The 12,364-nt window shown below is 40.9% G+C and carries 8 protein-coding genes, 2 tRNA genes and 1 pseudogene; 9 read left to right on the top strand and 2 right to left on the bottom strand.

What is annotated here, in order from left to right; genetic code table 11:
* The 8 genes and pseudogenes from Q0R52_RS05515 to Q0R52_RS05480 form a co-directional block, all read left to right on the top strand.
* Positions 1 to 199, top strand: a 199-nt coding sequence (locus Q0R52_RS05515) for a hypothetical protein (RefSeq protein ID WP_295792893.1), incomplete at its 5' end; no start/stop codon positions are given.
* A 31-nt stretch (positions 200 to 230) separates the two neighbouring features.
* Positions 231 to 908: a DUF1080 domain-containing protein gene (locus Q0R52_RS05510; RefSeq protein WP_295792892.1), complete on the top strand. Its 678-nt coding sequence runs from the start codon at positions 231 to 233 to the stop codon at positions 906 to 908.
* A 33-nt stretch (positions 909 to 941) separates the two neighbouring features.
* Positions 942 to 2,672: a GMC family oxidoreductase gene (locus Q0R52_RS05505; RefSeq protein WP_295792890.1), complete on the top strand. Its 1,731-nt coding sequence runs from the start codon at positions 942 to 944 to the stop codon at positions 2,670 to 2,672.
* A gap of 50 nt (positions 2,673 to 2,722) precedes the next feature.
* Positions 2,723 to 3,493, top strand: coding sequence for a DUF1080 domain-containing protein (locus Q0R52_RS05500; RefSeq protein ID WP_295792888.1), 771 nt, complete (start codon positions 2,723 to 2,725; stop codon positions 3,491 to 3,493).
* 32 nt (positions 3,494 to 3,525) lie between these two features.
* Positions 3,526 to 6,876, top strand: a complete 3,351-nt coding sequence (locus Q0R52_RS05495) for a VCBS repeat-containing protein (protein ID WP_295792887.1) — start codon at positions 3,526 to 3,528, stop codon at positions 6,874 to 6,876.
* A gap of 119 nt (positions 6,877 to 6,995) precedes the next feature.
* Positions 6,996 to 8,330 (top strand): vanadium-dependent haloperoxidase, encoded by a 1,335-nt coding sequence (locus tag Q0R52_RS05490; RefSeq protein ID WP_295792886.1) that lies wholly within the window; start codon positions 6,996 to 6,998, stop codon positions 8,328 to 8,330.
* 103 nt (positions 8,331 to 8,433) lie between these two features.
* A complete protein-coding gene (locus tag Q0R52_RS05485) occupies positions 8,434 to 10,425 on the top strand; it encodes a glycoside hydrolase family 127 protein (RefSeq protein ID WP_295792885.1) in 1,992 nt (663 codons plus the stop codon).
* Positions 10,426 to 10,480: 55 nt separating this feature from the next.
* Positions 10,481 to 10,633, top strand: a pseudogene (locus Q0R52_RS05480) (site-specific integrase); the annotation flags it as partial.
* Between the two features lie 212 nt (positions 10,634 to 10,845).
* Here Q0R52_RS05480 and Q0R52_RS05475 read toward each other — a convergent pair.
* Together Q0R52_RS05475 and Q0R52_RS05470 are read right to left on the bottom strand one after the other, a co-directional pair.
* Positions 10,846 to 10,918, bottom strand: a tRNA-Lys gene (locus Q0R52_RS05475).
* Positions 10,919 to 11,030: 112 nt separating this feature from the next.
* A complete protein-coding gene (locus Q0R52_RS05470; protein WP_295792882.1) occupies positions 11,031 to 12,047 on the bottom strand; it encodes a YCF48-related protein in 1,017 nt (338 codons plus the stop codon).
* Positions 12,048 to 12,238: 191 nt separating this feature from the next.
* Here Q0R52_RS05470 and Q0R52_RS05465 point away from each other — a divergent pair.
* Positions 12,239 to 12,322: transfer RNA gene (locus tag Q0R52_RS05465), tRNA-Leu, on the top strand.
* Positions 12,323 to 12,364 lie beyond the last annotated feature (42 nt).

Genomic DNA, 12,364 nt, shown 5'->3' with positions numbered 1-12,364 from the left:
CGATGCGAGTTATGGCTTGCTGCTCAAGGGAGATGGCAAAGGAGGCTTCACGGCAATCAAGCCGCAAACAAGTGGTATCGTGATAAAAGGAGCAGTACGGGATATGAAAGAGATAAAGGCAGGAAAGAATAAGCTGCTGATTGTTGCAAAAAATAATGATAAAACAGAAATATTGGTAAAGGCTCCGGATAAAAAATGAAGCTGATAAATAAAATTTTTAATCCAAACTCATGAAAAAACTATTTTTCGCCATAGGCCTCATTGGTTGTGGTTTTGTTAATGCACAGCAAACCGCAGTAAAAGAAACTCCTCTTTTTAACGGCAAAGATTTTAAAGGATGGTACAGCTTTCTTTCATCGAAAGGGAAAAATAATGATCCCGAAAAAGTTTTCTCGGTAAAAGATGGCTTGCTACATATTACAGGTAAAGAGTTTGGGTACCTGTGTACCGAAAAGAAGTATAAGAATTTCCATTTGGTGGCTGAATTTAAATGGGGCGTAAAAAAATACCCGCCACGAGATGCCGATACCACCAAAAGGGATAACGGAATTATGTTTTATGTACAAACTGATGCATCAGATAAGGTATGGCCAAAATCCATTGAATGCCAGATACAGGAAGGCGACGTGGGTGACATTTGGCTGATTGACAGTGCTACCCTGGTCACCGATGGGAAGCGGAGTATTCCTCACGATTTTCACCGCATAGTGAAAAAAAAGAACGCGGAAAAGCCTACCGGCGAATGGAACATAGTAGAAGTAACAGCTGATAAAGGTAAAATCACCTACGTTGTAAATGGAGAGGTAGTAAATACGGCCGAATCACCGTCGCTGAACGATGGGCGGATAATTATACAATCCGAAGGTGCGGAAATTTATTACCGCAAAATAGAAATTGCTGAACTATAATTTAAGTCAATATTAAAATCCCAAAATAATCAAATGGCAATCGACTCATTGAATGTAAATACCAAAGCTAAAATTCAAAACACCTATGATGCCATTGTAATAGGCTCGGGGATAAGCGGCGGATGGGCTGCAAAGGAATTAACCAAAAAAGGTCTGAAAGTATTAATGCTTGAACGCGGCCGTAATTATGAGCATATAAAGGATTATGTTACCGCTACAAAAGATCCATGGGATTTTGAGCACCGGGGGAATGCCACATTACGACAGAAAACAGATAACCCTGTTATATCCCGCGATTGGGCAATGTACGGAACTGCGGCCCAGGAGCCTCTTATGAAGTCATGGGTAAATGAAAAAGATTGCCCTTACGTGGAGGTTAAACCATTTACCTGGTGGCGCTCATACCAGTTAGGCGGAAGGTCGACCTTATGGGGGCGGCAAAGCTACCGGTGGAGTGATTTTGATTTTGAAGCCAATGCAAAAGATGGCATTGCGATTGACTGGCCCATTCGTTATAAGGAGATGGCACCATGGTATGATCATGTAGAAAAATTTGCTGGTATCAGTGGTTCTATGGAAGGTTTACCACATTTGCCCGATGGTCACTATCTGCCACCCATGCAGCTGAATTGTGTGGAAAAAGATGTGGCATCACGAATAAAGGCTTTTTACAAGGATCAGCGCCACATGTTTATAGGCCGCGTGGCCAATCTTACCGCACCTATACAAGCGAGGACACAGTGCCAGTTTAGAAACAGGTGTTGGGAGGGTTGCCCTTTTGGGGGTTATTTTAGCACGCAATCTTCAACGTTACCCGCAGCAGTGGCAACGGGTAACCTTACCGTAAGGCCGTGGTCGATAGTAACCAAAATTTTATACGATAAAGACACCAGGAAAGCAACAGGTGTCGAGGTGCTGGATGGAGAAACAAACAAGACCTATGAGTTTTACTCTAAAATTGTTTTCCTTAATGCTTCTACCCTAAACAGCGCATGGGTTTTGATGAACTCCGCAACAGACGTGTGGCAAGGGGGATTAGGTAGCAGCAGTGGTGAATTGGGGCATAATATTATGGACCATCATTACATGCTCGGAGCACAGGGAACGGTGGATGGGTACGAAGACAAATACTATTTTGGCCGCAGGGCGAATGGTTTTTATATTCCACGTTTTGCTAACTTATTTGGTGATAAAAGGGACTTTCTGCGCGGCTATGGTTACCAGGGTAGCGCGAGCAGAGACGGTTGGAGCAGGGACGTAGCTGAAATGAATATAGGTGCTGGTTATAAAGATGCACTTACCGAGCCAGGTGCCTGGCATATCGGTGCAACCGGTTTTGGCGAAATATTGCCCTATCACGATAACAAGATCACGCTTGATAAGGAAGTGAAAGATAAGTGGGGCCTGCCCGTGCTGGCGATGGATGCGGGTTTGAAAGAGAATGAACTTAATATGCGTAAGGACATCATTAGAGAATTGGTTGCGATGTATGAAGCCGCAGGCGTAAAGAATATCACCACCTGGGATAAAAATTATGCCATTGGCCAGGGCATCCACGAGATGGGGAGCGCGCGTATGGGTAAAGACCCCAAAACATCGGTACTTAACGCACATAACCAGGTTTGGGATGCACAAAATGTTTTTGTTACTGATGGGGCCTGCATGACGTCAAGTGCCTGCCAGAACCCGTCACTCACCTATATGGCACTAACCGCACGCGCGGCTCAATACGCGGTGGACGAGTTGAAAAAAGGTAATATTTAATCTGCATAACTAAGAAAAAAATTTGACTAACGAACCTAATTGTTACTAAAATGAAATACAATTTAATATTTACAGCGATACTGACAGGCAGCTGTTTTATAGCGAATGCACAGCAAACTGCAAAACCTGAAGACACAGAAATATGGAAGCCGATTCCAAAGGTTATTACCCCAGGGAATACTTTCAGGGATGCTCCATCCGACGCAATTATTTTATTTAACGGCAAAAATCTTGACCAGTGGGTGTTAACTAAAGACACCACAGCCAAGGCAAAATGGCTGGTAGCGGATGATATAATTACAGTTGATAAAAGTGTGGGGGATATTCAAACTAAAAGGTCGTTTATGGATTTTCAGCTGCATATTGAATATCGGATACCTTCCGATATAACCGGATCGGGCCAGGCACGCGGTAATAGCGGAATCTTTTTAGCTGCTCTTCCCTGGGGGGCCGGCGGATATGAACTGCAAGTGCTCGACAATTATAATAATGCAACTTACGTGAACGGACAGGTGGGTAGCATCTACAAACAATCAATCCCATTAGCTAACGCAGCCTTGCCGCCAGGCAAATGGCAAACTTATGATGTGGTTTGGACTGCGCCCCGGTTTAATGAGGATGGATCGTTAAAATTGCCAGCCAGGGTAACGGCTTTTCACAATGGCATACTCGTCCAGAATAATTTTGAATTAAAAGGCGATACGCCATACATCGGCCAGCCCACCTATCGAAAACATGGTCCTTCACCTATTAAATTGCAAGCCCATGGAGATAAAAGCGAGCCGATAAGTTATAGAAATATTTGGTTAAGGGAGTTATAAGTTCATTGTGCTTTGAAATCCTTACCGTGTTAGTGAAATATCTGATCTGTTTGTTTTTTATTGTAGTTGCTTTAAATGGCTGTAAACTACCAAAGCCAGATGAGGCAACTTTTAGATTATTAACTCCCGGACAAACCGACGTCGATTTTATTAATAAAAATACCGAGACTGATTCGTTAAATATTTTGGATTATTTATATTTCTATAACGGTGCGGGCGTAGCTTCTGCAGATTTTAACAATGATGGCCTGGAGGATCTGTATTTTGTTTCCAACCAGGGCTCTAATAAATTATATCTTAATAAAGGCATTCTTAAGTTTGAAGATATTACTGATAAGGCTGGGGTTGCAGGTACAGGTAACTGGAAAACCGGGGTAACCATAGTTGACATTAATGGCGATGGATTTAAGGATATTTATGTTACTGTAGTGTCTGGATATGGGGATTTTAAAGGGAAAAATCAACTATACATTAATAATGGCGATCTGACTTTTACAGAATGTGCTGCCAAATACGGGCTTGATTTTGCAGGATTTTCAACTCAGGCATCTTTTTTTGACTATGATAAGGATGGCGGGTTGGATATGTTTTTGCTAACCTCGTCAGTACATAGTAATGACACTTATGGCGATTCAACTTCGCGGTTTAAATACAGTCATGATGCGGGGGATCATTTATTTCATAATGATCACGGGCATTTTACCGACGTCACTACAAAAGCCGGGATATATGCAGCTCCGATTGGTTACGGCTTAGGACTAAGTGTCGGTGACTTAAATAATGACGGGTGGGATGACATATATGTTAGTAATGATTTTTTTGAGCAAGACTACTGTTATATAAACCAGCGTGACGGAACATTCAAAGAACAGCTTAGAAACTCGTTTGGTCACACAAGTTTATTTTCAATGGGCAACACCATAAGCGATATTAATAAAGATGGTTATTTGGATGTACTTACTACCGATATGCTGCCTGAGGACATTAAATCGTTAAAATCTACTACAAATGACGAGCCACTTGATATTTATAACCAGCAGGTAAACAGTGGATTTTATTATCAATATTCCAAAAATTCGCTTCAGCTAAACGTAGGTAATGGAAAAAAATTTGTTGATATAAGCTTGTATTCGGGTATATCGGCAACAGATTGGACCTGGTCGCCATTGGTGTATGATTTTGACATGGATGGCAGGAAGGATATTTTTTTTTCTAACGGGATAAAGAAGCTTCTTAATGATATCGACTTCCTGAAATACCTTGGCGATCCGGGTAGACCTAAGGAATTTAAAACAAGCAGAATTTTTGACAAGGATAAAATTAAGCTGATGCCGGATGGCAAAACCCATCACTTTTTATACCACGGTAATGAAGACCTGAAATTTAGCGACGTATCATTTCAAAATGATATGAAACAACCAGGCATTTCATCCGGCGCCATAGCCGTTGACCTTGACAATGATGGTGATTTGGAAATCGTTACCAATAATATGGATGAGCCGGCTTCTATATACCAGAACCTGACCGTCGAACATCATAAAAATGCAACACCGCATTTTTTAAAATATGCTGTAAAATATAGTGCAGCCAATCCCGACGGAGTCGGCACCAGGTTTTTTTTAAAATCAGGATCGCAAATAGACCATCAGGAAATACAAACTAGTAATGCCTACGAAAGCACGCAAAGTGCATATCTATATTTTACATTTTTATCAAAAGAGAGCCCCTCCGAACTTTTAATTGTGTGGCCCGACAATTCCTATCAGTTTATTAAAAACTTTAAGCTTAACACTAAACAAATAATAAACTATAATGCCGAATTGATCCAAAAAACAAAGGATTTGCCCAAATTGATCGATGGTTTTTTGAAAGATAGGAAGCAATTTAATAATGAAGAAGTTGCCCCGCAACAGTTAGCAACTGTAAAAATTTCTGACATTACTGATTTTAGTTACTATACATTGCTGCCCCACAGTTATTTGCCTCATACCCCAGCAATTGCCGTAGCTGATATGAATAACGACGGTTTAGATGATATCTACGTGGGAGGTGTAGCCGGCGAAGAAAAGTACCTGCTGGTGGGTAAACGAGCAGGTGGTTACGCAAAAGTAACCGTTCCGCAATTTCAACATGATATTGCCTGTTCAGATGCTGATGCTGCCTGGGCTGATGTAAACAACGATGGTAAACCCGATTTGATAGTATTGAGTGCTAATCCGCCGTTTGTCGGAGCCGATAAAATAGCGCAACCTCGTTTATATATCAACAAAGGCAATGGTCAATTTGAATTTAAATCGATGCCCCGGCTAAATAGCCAGGCTTCAAAGGTATTTGTGTTTGATTTTAATAATGATGGTTTGCCGGATATTTTTTTAACCAGTAGCATATCTTACCGGGACTATACAGCGCATATTCCCTCATCCATTTTTCTTAATGCCGGCAAAGGACGTTTTGTCGCTGCGTCCAAAGATCAGTTTTCTCAAATTACGAATATCCCATACATCACAAATATTACAAGTGGCGATATTGATCATAACGGGAAGCCGGATATAGTAATAACTTCAGAATGGCAGCCCTTGCATGTCTTTTTAAACGATGGGAAAAAACTATCGGAGTTTAAATCTCCATTGCTCGATAATTTAAAAGGATGGTGGCAATCTGCCATTATTGCTGATGTTGATAATGATGGCAAAGAGGATTTAATCGCGGGTAACTGGGGCTTAAACAATAAGTACAACGTAGCCGCGTCGCACCCATTGTATGCTTACAATACTGATTTAGACAAAGATGGTAAAAATGATCTTTTGCTATCTTATTTTTTCAAGGGGCAATATTATCCTTTCCGGCCAAAAAATGACCTGGAACAAGAGTTGCCTTATTTAAAAAAGGAATGGTTGAGCTATTCGAAAATGGCAGATAAGACCACCGCGGAAATTTTTAAAGATAAACTTGACGATAAAGATAAATTAACAGCAAATCAATTCGAAAGTGTCTTCATAAGCGATGTTTTACACGCAAAAGCGTACGAGCATCTGCCTTATCCGTACCAGCAGGCCCCAATACGTTCGATTGTCCAACAAGGGGATAATCCACATCGATTTTTGATCAATGGTAACTTTTGGGGTGTGGTTCCATACGAAGGTAAATACGATGCATTGGGTTTGGTTGGTCTTAATTATGACCTTGGAAATAAGCTATTTTCTATCCCTGAGTATCTGATCCACCCTTCATTTAATTTTCAGGAAATAACCTTTATTCATCAAATAAAAGGAGCCAATTCCAAAGATTTGATATTGCTTACCTATGATGGTAAGTTAATGCTGGTTAAAGATATTTTTCGTCCATTAGACAATAAAGCCCTGACTAATTATCATGGGCCATAGATTTAAATTTCATAATTATTTCTTGATAGTTGCAATACTTATTAGGACAAACCAATATCATTAAATAAAAATCACTTTTTCATGCAGCGGCTATGTTGTTTAACATCAAATAAATTTCTATGAATCGTATTTTATTTTGGGTTTCAGGGGTAATCCTTTTGTTTTGTTCCTGCAAAAAAGCCGATTATCAAAGTATTACTGATAATCCGGAATTATACCGTGTTACAGAAAAAAAGCTAAATGACATTATACTTGAAAATAATTTTCCGCCGGTTATTGCTTCACGTAACTATGCATATGCTAACATTGCCGCGTATGAGGTAATATCTGCCCAGGACCCTAAAAAATTCCGGTCTTTGGCAGGCCAGATCAAACATTTGACTGCTGTTCCAAAACCTGCACCGGGTGTTGAAATCGATTACCCGTTTGCATCCCTGCTTGCGTTTTGCTATGTAGGAAATGCGGTAACATTTCCGGAGGGGAGTATGGATGAATATGTCGGCTCATTAAAACAGAAAGCAAAAGATGCGGGAATGCCTTCTGCTGTATTTGAGCACTCCGTAAACTATTCAAATGTAGTTGCAAAACACATTATGAAATGGAGTAAAACTGATCATTATTTACAAACACGATCCGCCAGTAAATACACCGTCACCAAAAAGGAAGGTCGTTGGACACCCACACCACCAATGTATTCTCAAGCGTTGGAACCGCATTGGGGAGAAATCAGGCCCTTAATACTCGATTCTGCATCACAGGTGGCTCCTCCTCCGCCGCCTTTATTTGATGTAAAGGATATAAGCAGCCAGTTCTATAAAGACGTTCTGGAGGTAAAATCAATCGGCACAAACCTCACTGAAGAACAAAAACACATTGCTGATTTTTGGGATGATAATGCCTTTAAGTTAAACGTGGTTGGACATGCTACTTTTGGAACTAAAAAGTTTTCACCAGGCGGGCATTGGATGAATATTGTGGGCATAGCCTCAGCAACCTGTAAGGCCGATTTTAGCAGCACGGTATGCGCGTATACCGAAACGTCAATTGCCATGTTTGATGCATTTATTAACTGCTGGTATTTTAAATATAAATATAATTTAGTTCGGCCTGAGACAGTTATCACAAAATATTTGGACCCTGACTGGAAAACATATATTCAAACGCCCTCATTCCCGGAATATGTAAGCGGCCATGCGGTTATATCAGCTGCAGCAGCCGAAGTTTTGACCCGCCAGTTCGGCGATAATTTTGCATACCGCGATACGTCGGAAAGTGAGTTTGGATTAGCACCCCGCAGCTTTAGATCTTTCAGAGATGCTGCAAAAGAAGCTGGGATATCGCGTGTTTATGGCGGTATACATTTTAAAAATTCCTGCGTCGTTGGAACACAGGAAGGCCAGCAGGTTGGGCTGTTGGTATTAAACAAATTACAAATGAAAATTAAAAGGAATTAGCATGTGGAGTAACCTGATAAATAGTGCCAGGCAAAAAATAAGCTATTCCGGTATTGGAAAAGAAGTACAGTTTTAAAAGATGTCGTTTAAATAGAAATAAAATATGAAAAAGTTAATGATTGCATTCCTGGTATATTTATATGGAGGTATGGTTAGCGCACAGGTGAAGGATTATCCTATTCAGCCGGTAACTTTTACACAGGTGAAATTGAATGATCATTTTTGGTCACCGCGTATCGAAACTAACCGCACGGTAACTATCCCAGCTTCTTTTGCGCGCTGTGAAAATACAGGCCGTGTTAAGAATTTTGAAATGGCTGCTCAACAGAAAGGAAAATTTTGCACCAAGTTTCCATTTGATGATACCGATATTTATAAAACAATTGAGGGGGCCTCATACTCACTGGCGGTGCATCCTGATCCCCAACTAGATGCCTATGTTGATTCACTGATAAAGGTTGTTGGGAAGGCCCAGGAACCGGATGGTTATCTTTATACTGCCCGAACCATTGATCCATTACATCCCCATTTGTGGTCTGGCCCTGAAAGATGGGTGAAGGAAAATGAGTTGAGTCACGAACTATATAATTCGGGCCACATGTTTGAGGCGGCAAGTGCTCACTTCCTGGCTACGTCCAAAAGGAATTTTTTGGATATCGCGCTAAAGAACGCCGATCTACTGGTTAAAACCTTCGGTCCGGGGAAAAGACATGTTGCTCCTGGTCATGAAATAGTGGAAATGGGACTTGTGCGCCTGTACCGGATTACAGGCAAGAATGAGTACCTGGATTTAGCTAAATTTTTTATCGATGAAAGAGGAAAACGGGCATATGATAAAACCAGTACTGACGAGTGGAAAAACGGCGCTTACTGGCAGGACGATGAACCCGTGGTCGATCAGCATGAAGCGGAAGGGCATGCTGTAAGGGCAATGTATTTATATTCCGGGATAGCCGATGTTGCCGCACTAACCGGAGACAAGCGATATATTGAAACTATTGACAGGATATGGAATAACATGGTTGGCAAAAAAATATATGTCCAGGGCGGCATAGGAGCAGTCCCAAGCGGAGAAAGATTTGGGGCTGATTATGAGTTGCCTAATGCTACGGCTTATAATGAGACCTGTGCTGCCATTGGCGATGTATACTGGAATCAACGGATGTTTTTATTGCACGGGGATTCAAAGTATATTGACTTATTAGAAAAGGTTCTTTATAATGGGTTGATCTCTGGCATCGGGTTAGATGGAAAATCATTTTTTTATACCAATGCGATGCAGGTAGTAAACGGATTTACACATCCCGCATTGGAAGTCGGCAGATCGGGATGGTTTGAGTGTTCATGCTGCCCTACCAATATGGTTCGTTTTCTACCTTCTCTGCCCGGCTATATTTATGCTCAAAAAAGTGATAACGTTTACGTTAATCTCTTTATTGCCGGAACTGCTGATCTTAAAGTGAATGAGAAGAAAGTAAAAATAATCCAGGTCAACAATTATCCATGGAATGGTAATTTAATGTTTAAAGTAGAACCGGAGTCGCCTCACAAGTTTAATCTGCTTATTCGTGTTCCTGGATGGAGCCGTTCGAAAGCGATTCCGTCAGATTTATATTCTTTTGAAAATGAATCCTCTTCAAAAATTGAAATTAGGCTCAATGGACACCCGCTTAAATATCATATTGAGAACGGCTACGCAGTTATAAACAACGAGTGGAAAAAAGGAGATCAGGTACAGGTGAATCTACCGATGGATGTTAAAAAGATTACCGCAAATAAAACATTGGTTGATGACAGGAATAAGATAGCGTTACAACGAGGTCCAATAGTTTATAGTGCGGAATGGAAAGACAACAATGGCAAAGTGAGTAACTTAATGATTCCTGATAAAGCAATTTTTAAACCACAATATGAAAAAGATATTTTAAATGGTGTAACTGTTCTAAAAGGCGAAGCAATTAGAAGGGGTGGTTTGAGAAAGGGGACAAAAAAAGTTGTGCTGACCGCGATTCCATATTATTCATGGGCAAACAGGGGGCCAGGTGAAATGACTGTTTGGTTTCCCAGGGCTGGCACAAGCCACGACGGTTTGTAATGTATTATATGTAACAGCCGCAATTTGATTCCTGCTTGAAACAAGCTTTTGACAAATATCAAACCAAAAGGTTAATAGCTATCTGAAAGAAATAGCTGACTTGTGCGGCATTTAAAAGACTTTAACTTCTCATGTCGCCCGGCATACATTTGCCACGCCCGTTACATTGTCTAATGGCGTTCCAATTGAAACTATGAGTAAAATGCTTTGTCAAACTAAAATTGCGACACACTGTAAATCAATTAATTGCTTCTAAAATATTAGTTCAATTCGGTAACCTGATTTCGGCAAAAGGAATAGGTTACCGATTACTTTGGATTACTATGACGTGTATTGATTTATGAAAAGTGGGTTTTAAACGATAAAAGCCACTTTTTCAAGTGGCTTTTATTGATTTGAGATGGTTTGGTGACCATTCTGTGATCCCGCTGGGATTCGAACCCAGGACCCCAACATTAAAAGTGTTATGCTCTACCAGCTGAGCTACGGAATCATACTTTATCGTTTCCGTTTAAAGTGGTGCAAATATAGGACTATTCAACCGCGTATGCAAGCCTTATTTTAATTTATTTTTTTATGATTTTAAGCGCCTAGTAGCCAGCTTGCTACATTTTTAAAATTCCGATTTTGCCGCCGTTGCCAGCTAACAACACCAGTTTTCCATGTTTGGCCTTGCGGCAAACGTTATAGCTGGTGCTGTCAATTTGCTTCCATGTTTTCCCGCCATCGATAGTGATATTGCTGCCTGGCGTGCCAGTGGCTAGGAAAGTGTCGGCATTTAAGAACTCTACGCACGATTGAAAGCCAGCCGGTTGCCTAACCGTTTCAGTTAATAATTTGAACGGGTGGGGTATGTAGCCGACCGAAACTGAATCAGTTATTTTGTCCTTTTCATAGTTGCCGCCAATCATTATCCCATTGTTTTTACCTACCGCAACCGAAAATGCCCCCTGGCTGGCTTTACCATGAGCTATCGGAAAATTTGAATAGTCCCAAATTTCTTTCTTTTGTGAGTAAGAAATTAACCTCGAATTACTTCCACCTGATGCTATAAGTATATTGCCATTACTAACACGTAAACATGTACCACTCGCTGCAAACGCCGCCTCCCCAGTCAACGCATCGGGCATGTTTTTAAACGGGTTCCAGGTTTCACCGCCGTCGTTTGTTTCAAGCAGTAAGAATTTATTCCTGATTGGGTCGCCTAAAATTAAGCCGTGTTTTGGGGTGTCAAAGTCCATGGCGTCCAAAAAATAGGTGGTATCGGTATTGCGATATTTTTCCTGCCAGGTGGCGCCACCGTCTGTAGTTTTTAAAACCAGCGCAGGGGTACCCGAGCTCATGATAACGGCAGTCTTGTCCGAAAATGCCTCTATATCCCTGAAATCGGCTTTCTCAAACCCTTTTACCTGCGTCCAGTCCCAGTTTTTGCCGCCATCGCGTGTGATGGCGATATAGCCGCGGCTACCGCTTATCCAGGCAACGTTGTCATCAACAACCGATAAGCCGCGAATACTTGTGGGCTTGCCGGTTTGCAATTGAACTATGGTTTGCGCTTTTAGCGTTGTGGCAAATATTAAAAATGCTAACAAACAAGTAGTTAGTAAACGGGATTTTTTCATTTTAACCTGGATATAGAATTATACAATTTACCCGAAATTAATTTTTATAACGCCACGTTGCAACCCATTGCTGATTTTTATATTTAATGAATGGCTTTTTGCATTAAAAATTTATATTTGCATCCTTGTTTAGATAGGAGCATTTAGTAAACGGAATTTCCAAAGCCTGCTTGCTCAAATCTTTTCAAAATGCCCGGATGGCGAAATTGGTAAACGTTGCGGTCTCAGAAGCCGTTGAGAATTGTCTCTTGAGAGTTCGAGTCTCTCTTCGGGCACATCCATTAAGTCGAAAGTCTTAAGCTCTAAGTTGAAAGTCT

The sequence above is a fragment of the Mucilaginibacter sp. genome, assembly GCF_025359345.1.
In the GTDB taxonomy this organism is placed as follows: Bacteria; Bacteroidota; Bacteroidia; order Sphingobacteriales; family Sphingobacteriaceae; genus Mucilaginibacter.
This window is presented reverse-complemented; position numbering and strand designations above follow the sequence as displayed.